8 protein-coding genes are annotated in these 18762 nt (G+C 71.9%); 3 read left to right on the top strand and 5 right to left on the bottom strand.

Annotated elements, in window-relative coordinates:
* The first annotated feature begins 198 nt into the window (after positions 1-198).
* Both AABA78_RS17335 and AABA78_RS17330 read left to right on the top strand, forming a co-directional pair.
* The gene (locus AABA78_RS17335) at positions 199-2838 is read left to right on the top strand and encodes a hypothetical protein (RefSeq protein ID WP_338264144.1); all 2640 of its coding nucleotides are present in this window, start codon (positions 199-201) and stop codon (positions 2836-2838) included.
* A complete protein-coding gene (locus tag AABA78_RS17330) occupies positions 2835-5621 on the top strand; it encodes a hypothetical protein (RefSeq protein ID WP_338264143.1) in 2787 nt (928 codons plus the stop codon). The genes AABA78_RS17335 and AABA78_RS17330 overlap by 4 nt, the downstream gene beginning before the upstream one ends.
* A gap of 3 nt (positions 5622-5624) precedes the next feature.
* Here the strand turns inward: AABA78_RS17330 and AABA78_RS17325 are convergent, their stop codons facing one another.
* On the bottom strand, positions 5625-6773 hold the full coding sequence (locus AABA78_RS17325) for a hypothetical protein (RefSeq protein WP_338264142.1): 1149 nt from the start codon (positions 6771-6773) through the stop codon (positions 5625-5627).
* 154 nt (positions 6774-6927) lie between these two features.
* Here AABA78_RS17325 and AABA78_RS17320 point away from each other — a divergent pair, with 154 nt between their 5' ends.
* Entirely contained in the window at positions 6928-8964 is a 2037-nt protein-coding gene (locus AABA78_RS17320; RefSeq protein ID WP_338264141.1) for a membrane dipeptidase, read from the top strand.
* Between the two features lie 73 nt (positions 8965-9037).
* On the opposite strand, the gene AABA78_RS17315 is transcribed toward AABA78_RS17320, so the two are convergent.
* The 4 genes from AABA78_RS17315 to AABA78_RS17300 form a co-directional block, all read right to left on the bottom strand.
* A complete protein-coding gene (locus AABA78_RS17315) occupies positions 9038-10294 on the bottom strand; it encodes a hypothetical protein (RefSeq protein WP_338264140.1) in 1257 nt (418 codons plus the stop codon).
* A gap of 53 nt (positions 10295-10347) precedes the next feature.
* Positions 10348-12900 (bottom strand): TonB-dependent siderophore myxochelin receptor MxcH, encoded by a 2553-nt coding sequence (mxcH, locus tag AABA78_RS17310; RefSeq protein WP_338264139.1) that lies wholly within the window; start codon positions 12898-12900, stop codon positions 10348-10350.
* An 82-nt stretch (positions 12901-12982) separates the two neighbouring features.
* A complete protein-coding gene (locus AABA78_RS17305; protein WP_338264138.1) occupies positions 12983-14263 on the bottom strand; it encodes a 3-deoxy-7-phosphoheptulonate synthase class II in 1281 nt (426 codons plus the stop codon).
* Positions 14260-18762: a non-ribosomal peptide synthetase gene (locus AABA78_RS17300; protein ID WP_338264137.1), complete on the bottom strand. Its 4503-nt coding sequence runs from the start codon at positions 18760-18762 to the stop codon at positions 14260-14262. Before AABA78_RS17300 ends, AABA78_RS17305 begins: the two co-directional genes overlap by 4 nt.

Here is an 18762-nt window from a genome sequence, read left to right as displayed (position 1 = left end):
GGAGTCCGATGCAAGCGCGGGGACGCACGGCCACGGTCTTTCCACCAAGGTAGGGAGCTACGGAGCAGGGATGGCCCGTTCAGGAGTATGCCTGCACGTGGCTCCGAGAATCGCGCCCGCCCTGCTTCCACCTTGCGACACCTCTCCTGACTCCAGGGTGATTCGCACGGCGTCATCCCCCGCCCATCCTCCGGGGCCATGGCCACGACCCCGAAGGATGCCCCGGAGGCGGGGACGCCGTACCTGCCCACCCCCCTCCCGGAGGCCCGGGCCTTCGCGTGGGCCGACCTGCTGACGCCCACCCAGCGGGGCCTCCGGGAGCTCTTCTCCTGGCTGGAGGCCGCCTGCGAGGACGGCGCCAACGCGGCGGGCACCAGCACCGAACACCTCTCCACCAGCCTCCTCATCTCCGGCGCCCGCGGCTCCGGGAAGACCACGCTCCTGCTCAGCGCCGTGCAGGCGCTGCAGGACTGGAAGCGCTTCGTCGGCGGGCCCGGCGGCCCCGACGTGGCCGCGCTGTCGCGGACGCTCGCACGAATCGAACGGCGCATCCTCTGGCTGGAGCCGCTGGACCTGGAGCCCGTCCCGTCCCAGGCCAACCTGCTGGCTACGCTGCTGGTCCGCGTGCGGGCCGCGCTGGACCACCCCCGGCACGCGAAGGGCGCGCGCGGGGAGTCCTCGCGGTGGGCCTCCTCCATCCTGGAGGAGGGCGCGGAGGAGACGTGGGGGAAGCTGGATCACCTCATCCGCGACGCGTCGTTCATGTGGGAGGACATCCCGTCCACCACCGATGCCCGCGTGCGCGCGGAGCAGCAGATCCGCGCGTCGGAGATCTACGCCAACTTCCAGCCGCGCTTCGCCGACGCCATGGAGGACGTGGCCCGGACGCTGTCCATGCCGCGCTTCGGCGCGTCCGGCGGCGATCAGGTGCTGCTCGTGCTGCCCATCGACAACGTGGACCGCAGCATCGAGCACCTCTACAACATCGTGAAGCTCACGCGCATGGTGGCCAGCCGCCACCTCTGGTTCGTCCTGGCCGCTGGCCACCAGGAGTTCCAGCGCTTCATGGAGCGCTCCTTCCAGAAGGAGCTCATCGTCTCCGGACAGGCCGGCATCGGCTCGCGCGGCCAGGAGGAGTCGCTCGCCATCGCTCGGCGTCAGGCCGCCACCACGCTGCGCCGAGCGCTGCCTCCCAGCTACCGCATCGCGCTGGATCCGGTGGAGCCCCATGAGGCGTGGCGCTTCCCGCTGGACGGGCAGGGGGAGTCGCTGGGGGCACTCCTGCGGACCATGAAGCTGCCGCGCGGCAAGCGGACGGAGGCGCGGGTGCTGGACTCCTTCGCGGACCTCTTCGACCTGGAAGGCCGGCTCACCCCCGGGGTGGCGCGCTGCTACCGGGAAGCCCTGCGCACCGACGGCACGGAGGCCCACGAAGCCCAGGCGCACGAGGGCGAGCCGCTCCTCACCCACGCGGGACGGCTCGCACTCACGCTGCCCGCGCGGACCCTGCAGGATCTCTGGCACGCCGTCCGGCGGGAGGTCCTGTCCTCCGTCTCCCCCAGCCCCGGCGCCAGCGCTCCGGAGCAGGGCGAGTCCGCGGTCCGGGTGGCCACGGAGATGCTTCGCAACGCCATCGACGAGAGCGACCTGCCGGCCTGGGCCAGCGAGCAGCTGCACCACCGCGTCCTGCGGCAGGACGACCAGGGCCGCGTCTGTCTGGACCTGACGGGCAAGCCCATCCACCGCTCCAAGCGCACCAGCCTTCACGGCGTCCTGCGGGGGCCGCCTCGCGGCCCGGGGGGGAACGGGTCGGGCGCGCACGACCGGGTGCTGGGCACGGAGGTGCACCTGCGCCGCTTCCACGACGTGGTGCTGGTGCTGGAGGACTCTGGCCGCGAGGCCCCCCTGCCCGCGAGCGTCGCCGGCTGGTTCATGCTGCTGCATGACGTGCTGATGCTCTTCGACCGCCCCCGCGTGCTGAGCGCGGACGTGACGCCCCTCGAGATGAGCCCGGAGATGGTCGTGACCGTGCACGAGCTCTGGGCGGGCCAGGCGCGCGGAGAGCCGTTCATCCAGGCCAGCTTCTGGTGGACGCCTCCCGCCTGGAACACCTTCATCGAGTTCGCCGTCCTCACCGCGCAGTGGCGCGCGTTCCTCGTGCGGCTCTCCAAGGGGTTCCTCACCGCGAGCGACGGACAGGACGCGGCCGCGCGCGCCCGCCTCGTCCAGGCCGCGTGGGTGGAGAACATCTGCTCCGTGGCCGGTGGGGCGCTGGGCCGGTGGGACTGGGGAGACGCGCGGCGGGGCGCCGCGTCCGCGCTGGAGGGACCGGGGCTGGCCGCCGCGCTGGCGCCGTATGAGCAGCGGGTGCGCGACACGGTGGCGGAGCTCGTCACGCGGATCCGCGAGCACAGCGCCGGATATGACCGGCTGTGGACGGCGCAGGTCTGGCTGCGCGACACGCTGCCCCTCCAGGTGCTGCCGGAGCTCGCGCTCGCTCCGGATGCGCCAGGGCTGCTGCGCCAGCCGCCGGGACAGGCCCCCGCGGGCGGAGGCTGGGACCTGCTGATGAAGGACTGGCGCGCCCTGGCGCCCAGGCTTGCCGCCTTCCGCCAGCAGCGGGTGCGCGACGCGGTGAACCGCTCCAGCGCGGCCGAGTCGCTCCGCCAGGCGCTCGGCGCGGGCGGCGGGCGCGCGTCGGACACCTACTACGGCTGGCTCGACACCGTGGTGGAGGCCTGGTTCGCGGTCGTGGACCACGAAGGGGATCCGCTGACGGGCGTGGTGCTGGGCACGACGTCCCCAGGGGACTCCGCGTCCGCCGAAGAGCACGCGTGATCCGCGACGGCTCCAGCCCACCGCCGGGCAGCCTGGCCCCGCGCCGCATCCCGGAGGCCTACGTGCGCGCGGAGGTGGCCAGCTTCCCGCTGACAAGCCTCGGGGCCTTCCGCTCGGCGTTGACGGAGCTGGTACCGTCGCTGGACGCGGAGGCCGGCGGGCCCACGCGGGCGCTCTGGCGCGAGTGCGAGAAGACCCTGTCGGAGCACGCCAGCGGCTGGTCGTTGGATCGGATCATCGCCGTGCGCGACGCGTTCTGGTTTCCCTCGCGCGGGCACATCAGCCACCGGCGGGCGCCGCGCCAGGGCGTGTCGATGTTCCACTACCTGCGGCACCTGGCGGACACCCACCTGGAGCGCCGGCCCGGCGTCACCGTCATCTTCCAGGGCACGGGCGCGGAGGCGGTGGAGGCGCTGACGCACTACCGCTGGCTCACCTTCGCGATGCCGGAGGACCTGCTGCTCGCGGCCGTGCCGGTGGAGCCTCCCCCCACGCGGGTGGACATCGAACCGCCCCTGCTGGTGCGCCACCTGCTGGATCGCGGCGTGGCGGAGGTCCACCACCACGTGGGCGCGGGCATGGACTTTCCGCTGCTGTGGGCGTCGCTGCTGTCCGCCGTGGGCGACCCGGGGCTGGATCCGCGCATGCTGGCGGGGCCGGGGCTGCCCTTCGACGACGCGGAGGTGATGCTGCGCTGGCTGATCGCGACCGCGGTGACCCGCTGCGTCCTCGCGGAGCTCCTCCTGCGCCGCGAGACGCCTCCGCTGCTGGAGTTCGTGCGCGGCCTCTCGGAGTCCCAGGCGTGGCTGCCGCAGCGGCGGCGCGTGCTCTCACGGACGCTGGAGGCGCTCTCTCGTGGCCGCCGCGAGGTCCTCCCCACGTTGGACGAACTGCGCGGCCTCTACGCGGACCTGCATCCGCTGGCCGCGAGCAACGTGTCGGATCCCCCCGGGACGCTCGACGAGGTGTGGCGGCGGTGCGATCCCATCGCGCTCCGGCTTCGGCTGAGCACCCCCAACGGAGGGGAGCGCTGGCTGGTGCGCGCGGGCCTGAAGCACCTGGCGGGCCTGGAGCACGCGGGCCTCGACGACATGCACTTCGACCGCCTCTTCTGGCAGGTCCAGCGCGTGCGGTGCCTCAGTTATCGCGCCTATGTGCAGCGCCCCATGACCGCGGGGCTCCAGTGGTTCATCCGCTTCTACGGACGGCCGAGCCTGATGAAGCGCCCCCTGCGAGCCGTGCGCGCGGAGGTGTCCTACGCGGTGGCCGGAGGGGAGCAGCCCATCGCCGCGCTGGAGGTCCGCACGAGCCTCGAGGATGATCCCATCGGCATCGCCGAGGAGCTGGCCTCCCTCACGCAGTCGTGGCGGGGCGTGCTGGGCCGCACGGGGGAGCGCGCCGTCGGTGGACGCCCGCCGGAGTTCGGGGTGGTGATGCACCTGATCAAGGCGCGGGATCCCGCCCGGCACTGGACGCAGGGCGAGCCGCCCGCGCACGGCATGGGGACGTACGCGGAGCCGGTCCCCGAGGGACGCGTGCGCCTGGGCGGCCGGTTCTCCGACTACTTCGCCGCGCAGTCGGTGCAGGTGGAGGCGCTGGTGGACTTGCTGCGGGCGGTGCCGCTGTCGCTCTGGCTGGTGCGGGGGCTGGACGTGGCGTCGGACGAGCTGAGCGTGCCCACGTGGGTGCTGGCGCCGCTGTACCGCTACGTGCGGTGGGGCGCCGCGCGCGCCGCCACGAAGCGGGAGGCCCGGAACGCTCCGCCGCTGCGGCTGACGTCGCACGTGGGCGAGGACTACCGGCACCTCATGGAGGGCCTGCGCCGCATCTACGAGAGCGTGCACTACCTGCTGGACCGCACGGGAGGACGGCTGGGCCACGCCACCGCGCTTGGAGTCGAGCCCGGGATGTGGGCCGAGTCCGTGGGCGCGGTGATGATGCCCGCCGAGGACCGGCTATGGGACCTGGTCTTCGAGTGGCGGCTGTACGGCGACCACCGGCTGCCGCCAGCGCTGGCCGCGGAGGCGCCCCCCGGACGGACGCAGCGGGTGGAGAACCAGCTGCGGGAGCTGTCCGAGTCCGTCTTCGGATATTGCGTCGCGCCGCACGTGCTGGCCGAAGCGCATCACGTGTTGCACAACCTCTGGTGCCCGCCGCTGGCGCGTGAGGAGGGCGGCGTGGGGCTGGATGCCTTCAGCCGCACCTTCCACCGGTTGAACTGGAGCCGGGTCCTCAACGCCAGGCACGTCCGGAGGCTCCTGGTGGCGTACCGGGAGGACGAGCGCGTGTTCCAGCGCGGCCAGCAGTTGGTGGACATCCCCCTGGATGCGTCGGAGGTGGCCGCCCTTCGCGCGGTGCAGGACGCGATGCGCCGGTACGTGGGGGCGCGAGGGACGGTGGTGGAGGTGAACCCGTCCAGCAACCTGCTCATCGGCAACCTGCTGGATCTGCGCAACCATCCCATCCTGCGGCTCAACCCGCCGCGCGCGGAGGACGGCGCACCGCCGCCGGTGCCCATCGCCCTGGGCGCGGACGACCCCGTCACGTTCTCCACCTTCCTGCTGCGCGAATACTCCCTGCTGCACGAAGCGGCGCGCAGCGCGGGCTACTCCGAGCGGGTGGTGCACGAGTGGCTGTCCAACATCCGCCAGACGAGCATGGACGCGCGCTTCACCGCCCCCTGGCGGCCGGACGCCCTGCACATGGCGGACGAGTTGCTGGACGCGCTGGCCCGCTTCACCCGGAGGGCCGTGCACCGCCCCCAGGCCCACGCGTCTCCGTGAGCGTCACGGCGGCACCGCACTTTTGGGGGGAGGCGCCGGCGTGCCCACGGGCCTGGACGGAGGCAGCACCTTCTCCGACTGGCCGAGGAGCCGGCCCAGCACCTTGTCCATGATGGAGCTCAGGAGCTTGTCCGCGGACCAGCCCGCGACCACCGCCAGCGCCATCAGCGTGAAGAACACGGCCTGGGGGCCGCTCACGACGATGTGGAGGATGGCGGAGCTGGTGTCCCCGGTCATGTTCCCGGTCTGGGTGTCCACCGAGAACAACATGCGGGACTGCTCCAGGAAGAGGAGCATCAGCGCCGCGAACGCGCCGAGGACGGGCTTCACCAGCAGGTGGTAGGCGAAGAAGCGGCTCGTCGCGCCCGTGGCGACGACGAAGCGCTCCTTCGACAGCATGTTGGAGACGATGGCCCCCGACGCCCCCGCGAACCCCACCAGCAACAGCCCCCTGGGCACCAGGGTGTCTGGCCAGCCATCGATGAGCGCTGGCGAGAGGATCACGATGGAGACGACGAAGACCGCCAGCAACAGCAGCGTGCTGAAGACCTGCAGCGACACGTTGATGGAGAGCTGCCAGAACGTCTTGTCCACCTGCTGGTTGACGCTGTCGAGCGCCCCGCGAAGCACGCTGCGGCAGTAGCGGTCCTGCCCGGCGTCGAAGGGCGGCGGGGCGGCGGGTCCACTGCCGGGCTCGTCCACGTGGGCGAGCCTGCGCACGCAGCGGGGCAGGGGACCGCTCACCCTGTCCGCGCCGAGCCAGAGCTGGGCTCGGCCGTCCGACACCCGGCGCTCGAACTGCTGTTGAATCTCCAGCGCCCGGGGCACCAGCATGGACGCGGGCATCACGAGCAACAGCAGCCCGTCCACCTCGTGGATGAGCTCCCAGAAGGAGAAGGACCAGCGCCCCAGGGGCTTGTCCAGGCACCACCGGGCGGCCTCCAGCTTCTCCTGGCACTGCCCCAGGATGGCCTCGTCCTCGGGGGTGAGGTCCTCGCGGATCCGGCACAGCGCGAGGAGCGAGGCGTTGCTCTCCACCCTGTTCCAGAGCAACTGGGTGGCCGAGCCGAACCCCCGCCGCCGCCGCTGGAAGCCCACGCGCTTCAGCAGCTCCGGCAGCGGAGCGTTGGGGAGCGTGTCGGTGGCCGCCATGAAGGACACATGGCCACGGCGCGAGCAGGTGACAACCCACCCGTGCCGCGCGGTGCGTCAATGTCATGCGTCACCGTGCTTAGACAGCGAGATTTGATTAGCCGGAACCGGTGCTGATACGCCCGGTGCACCTCCACCCGGAAAGGTGCATCGCATGTCGCGTCGCTCCCGAACTGTCTCAAGGTTTCTGTTCTCACCGCTGCTCGCGGCCACGTCGCTCGCGCTGGCCTGTGGGCCCGTCACGGACGAGCCGCCCGTGCAACCCGAGGAGGCGCCCGCCCAGGCGGCCCAGCCGCTCGCGGTGAGCGGCTTCGCGGAGATGCACCACCACATGTTCGCGGAGGAGGCCTTCGCCGGCGGGTGGTTCCACGGCAGCCACACCGGCACGCTCGCGAGCTGTGACGGCGGCATGCCGGAGAGCGACCACGCGCGCGTCCGCATGGACCTGCGCGACATGCTCAACATCTGTCCCAACGCCGGCAGCGTGAACCTGGGCGGCATCCCCATCCTGTCGGACGTCTTCGGCGTGGGCGGCGCGGTGGCGTCGGAGGTGATTGGCCAGGTGGAGGGCACGGAGGGCGACACCGGCCTGCACCTGGGCCGCATGGAGACGCCCACCCAGTGGCCGCGCTGGGACACCATCGCGCATCAGCAGGCGTGGGAGGGCTGGCTGAACAAGGCCCGCCAGGGCGGCATGTCCCTGGTCATGGTGTCGCTGGTCAGCAACGAGTTCCTCTGCAAGGCGCTGCCGTACCAGAACCTCAAGCGGCCCTGTGACGAGATGATGGACGTGGACGTCCAGCTCCAGATGGCGCGCGACTTCGACGCGCGCACGGACTGGGCGGAGATCGCCCTGTCGCCCGCGCACGCCCGGCAGATCATCGCGTCCGGCAAGCTCGCCATGGTGCTCTCCATCGAGTCCAGCAAGCTGTTCGGCACCAAGGACTGGCGCGCGGAGTTGAACCGCGTCTATTCGCTGGGCGTGCGCTCGTTGCAGCCCGTGCACCAGCTGGACAACCGCTTTGGCGGCGCGGCCCCGCACAACGCCATCTTCCAGGTGGCCCAGTTCCTGGAGAACTGTCACATCGACACGGACTGCGGCCTCACCGGCAACGGCTTCACGCTCGGCTTCGACGTGGACGCCAACTGCCGCAACGTGAAGGGGCTCACCGCGGACGGCAAGGCGCTGGTCCAGGAGATGATGAACAAGGGGATGCTCATCGACATGGCCCACATGTCCGAGAAGAGCGTCCAGGACGCGTATGCCCTGTCCCAGGGGCGGACGTACTACCCGCTGTTCATCTCCCACGGTCACTTCCGCGAGGTGATGAACCCGGACCTCGCCGCCAACGAGAAGACGACGCCGTCGTGGGTGGTCCGCTACGTGCGCCAGACGGGCGGCATGTTCGGCCTGCGCACCGCGCATGACGAGACGCGCGCCTATACGCGCACGACGGTGGCCAACACCTGCCAGGGCTCCACGCGCTCGCTCGCGCAGGCGTACGAGTTCGGCCGCCAGGGCCTCAAGGTCAACATGGGCTTCGGCGCGGACCTCAACGGCTTCATCCAGCAGACGCGCCCGCGCTTCGGTGACTTCGGCGCGTGCTCGGCGGGCTTCCGCGCGGAGGCGGACTCGCAGGAGGAGCAGCAGCGCACGGCCGGCCCGCCGCCCCTGGGCACCGACTTCGACGTGTACGGCCTGGCCCACGTGGGCCTGCTGCCGGACGTGGTGAAGGACCTGAAGCAGCTGGGCGTCAACACCGCGGGCCTGGAGGGCTCCGCGGAGAACTTCATCCGGATGTGGGAGCGCGCCAACAGCACCCGCACCGGCATGGCGGACGCGGCCAACGACATCGACACCAGCGGCGTCGCGGCCTACGTCCCGAAGGCCACCCGCGAGGCGGCGTACCCGAAGATCTGCGGCAAGGCCTACGCCCCCAGCACCAAGCTGGTGTCGGAGACGTGCCGCTTCGACGCGGAGTGCAAGTCCAGCCTGTGCAGCGCCCTGGACGACTGCGGCGACATCCCGGGCGTCTGCACCTGCTCCTCGGACTCGCACTGCGCCTCGAACCAGTTCTGCGGCTGGGGCACCAACGACGGCAAGTGCGTGAACAAGCGCCCCAAGGGCTCGCTGTGCTCCTCCGGCCGCGAGTGCCAGTCCGGCAAGTGCTCCTGGCTGATGTGCACCTGATCCACCCGCGATGAAGACGGCCCCCGGGACGCTGAGCATCCCGGGGGCCGGAGGCTTCGAGCGGTCCGGAGGACTAGCGGACCTGGAGGAACGAGAACGACAGGCCCTGGTGCGTCGCCACCAGCTTGCCGCTCAGGTCCGTCAGCTCGCGGTAGTTGGTGGTGCCGCCGCCGTTGGTGAACTCGGTGAACACCGTGCGGCCGTTCACCTGGTACAGGAAGGAGCTGCCCGTGCTGGCCGGCAGCGTGTCCACCAGCGTCGCGTTCGTGCCGGCGGCCGGGTCCAGCTTCCACCACTTCCAGGCCACGCTGCTCGCGAGCGCGCGCGCGTTCGTGTCCGCCTGGACAGGGTAGAGCGTCTCATCCAGCACGCGCAGGTAGCCCGTGCCGTTGGGGCCCGCGAGCAGCGAACCCGTGGCGCCGCCGTTCGTCAGCGTGCCCAGCTCCTTGAAGAAGGTCGCGTCGTACTTGTTCGTCACCGGGTCGAACTTCAGCAGGCAGGGGGTGGGCACGGTGGGGTTGCTGCCGGACACGCGCTTCTCCGCGGCGCCGTACGCCTCCGTCGCCAGGTACACCTTGCCGTCGGTGCCCACGATGCCGTCGCGCACGTAGCCGCAGCGATCATCCTTCACCACCACGGCGCTGTCGTTCGTGGTGTCCACCACGATGATGCCCGCCTGCTTGCTGACGGCGGCGCCCGCGCGCCAGCCCAGCGGCATCAGCACCTTGGTGCCCACGCTCAGCGGGTTGGAGGCGAACGTGAGGGTGCTCCCGGCGAGGGTCATGTCCGGCAGCGAGACGCTGTTCGTCACCGTCATGTCCTTCGGGTTCCAGACGATGATCTGCGAGTTGCGGCCGTCGAAGTAGTAGGCCTTCGTCTCGGAGACGAACTGGAACTGGTTCTGGTACTCGCCAATGGAGGTGACGGCCTTGCCCGCGAAGCTGACCTCGCCCGCCTTCTCCAGCGTGTTGCTGGCCGTCACGTTGTAGCGGGTGACGGTGGCGCCGGCGCTGCTGGAGACGAAGAGGGAGCCCGACTTCGGAATGCCGGAGCCCAGCGCGCGGCCGTTGATCTCCGTGGCGTTCGTCAGCGACAGCGGCGTGGCCGGGTCCAGCGTCTCCGTGAGGATGACGTAGCTGGTGGACGTGGTGTCGGTGCTCACCTGCGCCACGAACGCGTACAGCGGCGCCGTCGTGCCCGCGTCCGGGTTGGAGCCCGCGTCCGGGGTGTTGTCGTCGGGATCCGTGTCGTCGCTGCAGGCCGCCGTGAAGGCGAGGGCGAGCGCCGTCACGAGACGCGCGGAGGTGCGGAAGAAGGGTGAGGGCTTCAAGGACTTCCCTTTCAGTGGGGGTGGAGGTGCTGCGAAGACCGGGAGCGGCGCGCTCAGCGCTCCAGCGTGAACTTGGCGGCGATGACCCGCCCGGGGCGCTGGACGCCGTAGAAGTCGAAGGTCCGCGCGTGGGTGAGGTTCTGGCAGTCCAGCGTCCAGCTCAGCCGCGTCGTCATGTCGCGAATCACGTACGTGAGCGCCAGCGCGTGCGTCAGCTGCGCGTCGATGCGCAGCTTGGAGTCCTGGCTGCCCACCCCCTCCCAGGCAAGGAGGAAGCTGTCGACGTAGCGCGTGCGCCACGTGACGAGCAGCTCGTCCTGGAAGCGCAGCAGGCCGGTCAGCCGCCCCTGCGCGCTGCCATTGGCGGTGAGGTAGGGACGGTTGGGGAGGCGCTGGCCCTGGAAGGCGCCGTAGCGGCCCTCGGAGGACGTGTTGCGCAGGTCCTGCCACGTGGCGTTGCCGTCCAGGGACAGGTAGCGGCCCGGCGACGTCCAGCCCGCGGCGCCCAGCACTCCCAGCGACCGGGCCGAGACGACGTTCTCGTAGGCGTAGTAGCTCCCCCGGGCGGTGAGGAAGATGAGCTGCTCGGCCAGCCGCGCGAAGCCCCCGGCGTTGGCGCGGAAGCTTCCGGCGCGGCCAGGTTCCGACACGTAGCCCAGCCCCAGGTTGAAGTTGTGGCTGGTCTCCGGCTGGAGCTCCAGGCTGTCCTCGATGAGCAGGCCGTCACCGAAGAGTTCGTCCGGGCGTGGCAGCCGCGTGGCCCACTCGTAGGAGGCCTTGGCGCTGAGCGTGGAGCCGAGGCGCAGGCGCAGGCTGTCACCCACGCCCAGCTCGTGCGCGGTCCGGCCCAGGTCCAGGAACTCCGCGCTGGGCAGCAGCTTCTGAGCGCGCACGTCCTGGAGGTAGTCCTTCACGAAGGCGATGTTCTGCAGCCGCCCGTCGAAGGACTCCACCTGGTACTCCAGGCCCGTCACCAGCGACGTCACGCCCCGGCCCGCGGAGAGCGGATCCAGCACGTTGTTCGCCTGGAGCCGGCGGTCCTCGCCCGAGCGCGTGACGAAGGTGGGCGACAGCGCGAGCCGCAGCGTGTGCGCGCCGCCGGGCACGGGCGTCCAGGCCGCGTGGAGGCGCGCGAAGGCGGTGTGCTGGTTGATGTAGCGCTCCACGCCGCCTTCGGAGATCTCCCCCGGCTGGGGCAGGGTGGTGAAGCAGCGCCCGTACCAGTCGTAGGCGCACGTGCCGAGGTCGAGGAACCGGTTGCGGCGGAACGTGTACCCGCCCACCGCGTCCACGGTGACGCCCGCGTCGTGGCTTCGCGAGTAGCGCAGCGTGGCGCCCGCGGAGCCCTCGGCCGAGGTCACCTCGCCGTAGGGGGACTCCATGTCCACGTCGTTCTGCACGTCCCGGCCGGCCGCGTTGATGAAGCCGCGCACGAGCAGGCGCCGGGCCCAGGGCTGGTCCACGAAGCCGGCCTCGATGCTCGCTCCGCCCGCGCGGTAGCCGTCGTGGAAGCGGCGGACCTCCACGGGGACGGGCTTGCCCAGGTCGTTGGCCACCTCCACGTTGACCGGGTAGTTGTTGCGCGCGTCGTCGTAGAAGCCGTGCGCGCGCACCAGCAGGCCGGTGGACTCCTGGAGGTGGCGGGCGCTCGCGGTGAAGCGGTGCGTGTCGAAGGAGCCCAGCTCATAGGACGCCGCCACGCCCGCGCCGCGCACGTCCTGGTCGGTGACGAGCTCCACCGCGCCGCCCAGCACGTCCGCGCCGAAGCGGATGGGCACCACGCCCTGGTAGACCTCCAGCTGCTGCACCAGGTTCACCGGCACGTTCGCCAGGCCGGGGCCGTAGCCCGCGAGCTCCAGCGGCACGCCGTCGATGAAGAAGCGCACCTGATCATCCGACAGCCCCGCGATGGAGATGCGCGCGCTGCTGCCCAAGCCGCCCGCGCGGCGCACGTCCACGCCCTCCGCGCGCGACAGCGCGGTGCCCAGGTCGGCGGTCTCCATGCCGGCCTGCTCCAGCTCGATGACCTGCACGGCCTCCGCGGACTTGCGGCGGCGCTCGGCGCGCGTCTCGCCCACGGTGGTGACCTCGACGTCCTCCTGGTACTCGGTCGGAGCCTCGTCTCCGGACGCCGTGGCTTGCGGGGCGCTGGACAGGGCGGGTGGGGGCGTCGTGGTCACGGCCTTCGCGCGGCCGGGGAGCTGGAAGACGTAGATGTACGTGACGCGTGAGGGCGCCGCGACGCCGTTGCGCTTCGCGGGCGTGAAGCGGAACTGGAGCGCGGCGGTGCGCGCGGCCTCGTCGAAGCCGTGGCCCACGGGCTCCATCACCTCCGCCTGGGTCACCACGCCCTGCGTGTCCACGCGCAGGCGCAGGCGCACGTTCGCCTCCAGCTGTGTGCGCTCCGCTTCCTCGGGGTAGGGCGCCTCCACCGTGTGGATCAGCTTGGGCAGCTCGATGACGGGCTCGGCTGGTGCCTCCGTCGCCGCAGGCGGTGCGCCCGAGCCCTCCGTTCGCGCCGTGCCCGCGTGCGCGAGGCCCCCGAAGCAGACGGAGGACAGCAGCGCCACGCCCACCCGGGATCGCCACCGCCGCTTCGCCGTCATTTCGATTCTGAAAATGGTTATCATTTTCAACGGCGCGACGTTTAGCCGCTCGATATCCGGGGTGTCAAGGCTGCGAGGCACGTCAGGCCGCGCGGTCCTGGGGTGCGCGCACGGTGGTGTGCAGGCCATCCGCGACGCGGAACGCGAGCTGGAGCGCCTGATCCGCGTTGAGTCGCGGATCGCAGTGCGTGTGGTAGCGGTCGGAGAGGTCGTCCTCGGACACGTCCAGCGGTCCGCCCAGGCACTCGGTGACGTCCTGGCCGGTCATCTCCAGGTGGAGGCCGCCGGGGTGGACGCCCTCGGCGGCGGCGACCTGGAGGAAGCCCATGACCTCCGCGAGGATCCGCTCCAGCGAGCGCGTCTTGTAGCCGTTGCTGGCCTTGTGCGTGTTGCCGTGCATCGGGTCGATGGACCACAGCACGGGGCTGCCGTGGCGCCGGGTGGCGGCCATCAGCCGGGGCAGGCGCGCGGCGACCTGATCCGAACCGAAGCGCCCGATGAGCGTGAGCTTCCCGGGGATGCCGTGGGGGTTGAGCGTGTCGATGAGGCGCACCAGGTCGTCCGGCTCCATCGTGGGACCGCACTTGAGCCCGATGGGGTTCTGGATGCCGCGCATGAACTCCACGTGGCCGCCGTCCAGTTGGCGGGTGCGCTCGCCAATCCAGAGCATGTGCGCGGACGTGTCGTACCAGCCGCCGGTCGCCTCGTCGGCGCGGGTCATGGCCTGTTCGACGTTGAGGAGCAGGGCCTCGTGGCTGGTGAAGAAGTCCACGGGGCGCACGGCGCCCTCGGCCTCCGGCCGGTGGCCCAGCAACCGGGTCAGGTCCGTGTAGCCCTCGCGCGCGAAGGCCCGCACCAGTTGCAGCGTCTCCGCGGACTGGTGGTACGCGCGCAGCAGGCGCTTGGGGTCCGGCGTGCGCTCGCGGGCGTCGAAGTCCATGCCGTTGATGATGTCGCCGCGGTAGCTGGGCAGGGTGACGCCGTTGACGGTCTCCGTGGCGTTGGAGCGCGGCTTGGCGAACTGGCCCGCGATGCGGCCCACCTTCACCACCGGGCAGGCGCCCGCGAACGTGAGCACGCCCGCCATCTGGAGCAGGAGCTGGAAGGTGCCGCGCACGTTCTGCGCGGAGAACTCCTTGAAGCTCTCCGCGCAGTCGCCGCCCTGGAGGAGGAAGGCCTTGCCCTCGGCGACCTGGCCCAGGGCTTCGCGCAGGCGGCGGGTCTCCTCGGCGTGCACCAGGGGCGGCATGCGCGCCAGCTCCGCCTCCACGCGCGCCAGGGCCGCGGGGTCCGGGTAGTCGTCGGGGAGGTAGCGCGCTGGCTTCGCGCGCCAGGAGGAGGGGGACCAGGAGGGATTCGTCACGGGAGCGCCGTCACTTTCGGGGGCAGGATTCCCTGCGCGACGCAGGAGTCGAGGTAGCGGTGGAGGAGCTCCCGGTCGGTGGGAGGGCAGCGGACGTCGGTGCGCTCCAGCGCGGCCAGCAGCCGTTCGCAGCGGATGGGGCCCAGGCCGAAGGCCGGCGTGGAGTCCCCGCCGCGCAGGTCGAAGAACGCGAGCGTGGCGTCGTGGCCGCCAGCGCCCTTCGCGACGCGGTCACGCCATTCCGGCACGGGGCACAGGTCCAGCGGGTAGCCGTAGTCGCGCACCCAGCCGAACAGCTCCGACAGGCGGACCTCCGCCGCCGGCGTCACGTTGAACACCGCGCCCGGATGCGACGCGCGCGCGAGCTGGACGATGGCGCTGGCGACGAAGTCCACCGGCGTCCACACCTCGCCCACGTCCAGCAGAGGCAGGGCGCGGACCGGCAAGCCCGCGAGCACGATGCGCCACACCAGGTCCTGCGTGTTGACGATCGCGGTGTCGGGCGCGCCCACCACGCGGCCCAGGCGGTACACCGTCGCGGGCAGTCCGCGCTCCGACGCCTGCTGCACCAGCCGCTCCGCGATCCACTTGCTCTGCTGGTAGCCGTCGCGCAGTCCGGGGTGCGCGGGGACGAAGGCCTCCGGCACGTCCGGAGCCAGGTTCGCCTGCGGCGCCACCGCGAGGGTGGACACGTAGTGGAAGGGCTTCGGGCGGACGGCGGCGGCCAGCTTCAGCAGCTCGCGGGTGCCGCGCACGTTGACGCCCTGGAGGCTGCCGTACTCGCGCACGACGCTGACCACGGCGGCGTTGTGGATGACGGCGTCGCACTCGGCGGCGAGCCCGCGGAAGCGCGCGGCGTCCAGGCCCAGCAGGGGCCGGGAGAGGTCCGCCGGCAGCGCGAGCACCCGCGCCTCCAGTCCCGTCACGGGCAGCTTCTGCCCAGCCAGCGCCGAGCGCAGCCGCTCCATGCCCTGCGCCTCGTCCTTCGCGCGCACGGGGCAGAGGATGCGCGCGTCCGTCCGGGTCAGGAGCTGGTGGAGCAGGTGCGCGCCGACGAAGCCGGTGGCGCCCGTGAGCAGGACCTGTCGGAAGCCCTGGCGCGGCGGCTCGCGAGCCCAGGCCTCGGCGGTGGTGGAGGGGACGACGTCCTCGCCCAGCTCCGCGTCCGCGAGCATCGCGGGCGTGAGGCCACCGGGCTCCGCGCCGCCAGTGCTTCCACCCTGGAGCGCCTGCGCGAGGCCGGACACGGTGGGGTGCTTGAAGACGGTGGCCACGGGGATCTCGCGCCCCATGGCGATGCCCAGCCGGTTGGCCACCTGGATGCTCTGGAGGGACTGGCCGCCCAGCTCGAAGAAGTCGTCCTGGAGCGACGTGGCGGCGCGGCCCAGCACCTGCTCCCAGACCTCCAGCACCGTGCGCTCCATGGGCGTCGCGGAGGCGAGCAGCGCGGCGCTCTCGTCCGGAGGCAGCGTGTGCTTGAGGGCGTTGCGGTCGATCTTCCCGGTGCTGGTGCGCGGCAGCCGCTCCGCGAAGGCGAAGGCGCCGGGCACCATGGGGGCGGGGAGCGCCGCGAGCAGGTGCTTGCGCAGCTCCGCCGGCGAGGGCTCGGGGGAGGCCACCAGGTGCGCGCACAGCCGGCGCGACCCACCCGGCAGCACCTGACCGACGACGGCGGCCTCACGGACACCGGGGTACTTCAGCAACACGGTTTCGACTTCGCCCGGGTCGATGCGGTGGCCGCTGATCTTGAACTCGTCGTCCACCCGGCCGACGAACACGAGCTGGCCGTCGTCGCGCACGCGTACCTTGTCGCCGGTGCGGTAGGCGCGGGGCGCTCCCGCCATCGCATCCAGCCGGGTGAAGCGGGCGGCATCCAGCTCCGGGCGGCCCAGGTAGCCGCGAGCGAGCGCGCCGCCCATGAGGCACAGCTCGCCCTCCTTGCCGACGGCGGCCAGCCGGCCCTGCGGCGTGACGACCGCGGCGACGACGCCCGGAAGCGGCCGACCGATGGGGACCTCGTCACCGGACGGCAGCGCGTCAGGCCCCGCGAGCGCGGCAACGGTGGCGACGACGGTGGCCTCGGTGGGGCCGTAGGTGTTGAGCAGTCGCACGCGGTCGCCCGCGACGTCCCGCCAGCGGGCGATGCGCTCCGGCAGCGCCGCCTCACCGCCGATGATGACGGTGCGGAGGGCGTCGGGCAGCCGGGCGGCGCCGGTGGACAGGCTGTAGGCCAGCTCGTGCCAGAAGGCGGTGGGCAGGTCGAGCAGGGTGATGCCCGCTTCCGTGCAAGCCTCCATGAGTCGAGGCACCGACTGGAGCATCTCGTCGGTGCGCAGCACCAACCGCGCGCCCGCGCACAGCGTGACGAAGATCTCCTCCACGCTGGCATCGAAGTGAAGCGGGGCGAACTGGAGCACCCGGTCCTCGGGACCGACGCCGTACCGCTGCGTCGCGCCCGCGACGAAGTGCGCCAGCGCCCCGTGAGAAATCTGCACGCCGTTGGGCTGACCCGTGGAGCCGGACGTGTAGATGACATAGGCGAGCCGGGCCTCGGCGCTATCGCGTGCCTCCGACCGCTGGGCAACGGACTCCACCGAGGTGGAAGGCCCCCTCCCCGCGGACGCGCTGTCGAGCCGGGCTTCGGCGCTATCGCGTGCTCCCAGCTCGGCAGTGAGGTCCACTGCCGTGGCCGATGCCTTCCCGGTGGACGTGCTGTTGTCAGCGGATGTCCCCAGGCTGGCGTTCTCCGTCGAATCGGGCGCGAAGGCGTCACGCGACTCCAGCCGCTGCACGACGAGGACACCCGGCGCGGTCGGATCCGTGTCGGGGGATGGACGCTCGGACACCAGCATCACGGCGGGCCGCGCGTCCTGGAGGATGGCCGCGTTGCGCGTGGCCGGGCCGGCCGGATCGATGGGCAGATAGCCCGCTCCAGCGAACAGGACCCCCAGGCTGGACACGATGGCGTCGATGCCCCGGGGGACCTGCACCGCCACCGCCGTGTCGGGCCGCACGCCCGCTTCCACCAGCCGCGCCGCCAGCGCCTGCGACGCCGTCACCAGCTCGCGGTAGGTCATCCGCCAACGGCCGTGCTCCAGCGCGACCGCGTCCGGCCGGATGTCGGCCTGGGCCTTCAGCAGCTCCAGCACCGGGCGCGCCATCGGCACCGGCCCGCCATCCAGCACGGAGCCCACCGTGCCGGTCGCGGAGCGCCGCACCGGCCGCTCAGGCTGCGCGAGCAATGACTCCAGCAGGTGGAGGAACCCTCGCTGATGCTCCTCGAGCGCGGCCTCCGTGTAGCAGGCCGGGTTCGCGTCCAGGTCCATGCGCAGGCCCGTCCCACCCGACCGCGCATGGAAGCCGAACGACAGGTCCTCCACCGGGCCCGCGGAGATGTTGTGCGCCGTGCCCGGCACGCCCGCGAAGTCCAGGGCGTAGTCGAACGGCATGATGTTCACGACGGGGCCGAACAGCTTGCGCTGCCCACCCACGAGGCGCAGGTCGCGGCGCAGCTGCTCGTAGCGATATCGCAGGTGCGGACGGGCGGCCTTCATCTCCGCCGCCACGTCACGAGCCAGCGCGTACAGCCCGGCGTCCGGCCGGACGGCGATGCGCAGCGGCACGATGTTCATGGCCATGCACGGCACGCGCAGGGACGCCGAACCCAGGCGCCCCATCACCGGCAGGCCCAGCACGGCCTCCGCCGCGCCCGTGCGCTGGTGCAGGTAGCTGGCCGTCACCGCCAGCACCAGGTCGGACCAGCTCACGCCCGCCTGCTTCGCGCCCGCCTGAAGCGCCGCCATCAACTCCGGCCGCAGGTGCTCCGAGCGCCGCAGGAAGCGCGACGACATGGGAGCCGTCTCCGCGAGCAGCGGGGGCACCGGCGCGTCCTCGAAGCGCCCCACCCAGAAGTCGCGGTCCTTCTGGAGCTGGGGACCGCTCCGGTACGCGACGTCCTCGTCCAGCACGGGCCCCAGCCGGCTGAACCCCGCCGGCGCGGCCTTGCCCGTCACCTCCGCCGTGTAGAGTTCCGCCACCCGCCGGGCGAGCAGCGAGAACCCATAGCCATCCATGGCGATGTGGTGGATGCGCTGGAACCAGAAGGACCGCTCCGGCCCCACGGTGAGCAGCGCCTGCGCGAACAGAGGCCCCGTTTCCAGGTCCACCGTGCGGCCCAGGTCCCTCCACATCCACTCCTGCGCGGCGGCCCAGGGATCGGCCTCACCACTCAGGTCCACGCGCTGGAGCGTCCAGTCCGTCCCCGCGTCGATGCGCTGGGCCGGCCCTTCCGCGCCCGCGACGAAGCGCGAGTGCAGCGCGTCCGCGTCCGCCACCGCCTTGCGAAGGGCGGACTCGAAGCACGTCGGATCCACGGCGCCCCGGAGTTCGATGCACTCCCCGGCGTTGTAGACGGGGCTCCGCGGGTCGAGCTGTTGCCCCACCCAGATGCCGTGCTGGGCCGCGGTCAGCGGGCGGTGGTCCTGGGATGGAGGGCGCAT

Origin of the sequence: Corallococcus caeni (genome assembly GCF_036245865.1) — a bacterium.
In the GTDB taxonomy this organism is placed as follows: Bacteria; Myxococcota; Myxococcia; order Myxococcales; family Myxococcaceae; genus Corallococcus; species Corallococcus caeni.
Note: the sequence above shows the minus strand (reverse complement) of the source record. Positions and strands in the feature narration are given on the sequence as shown.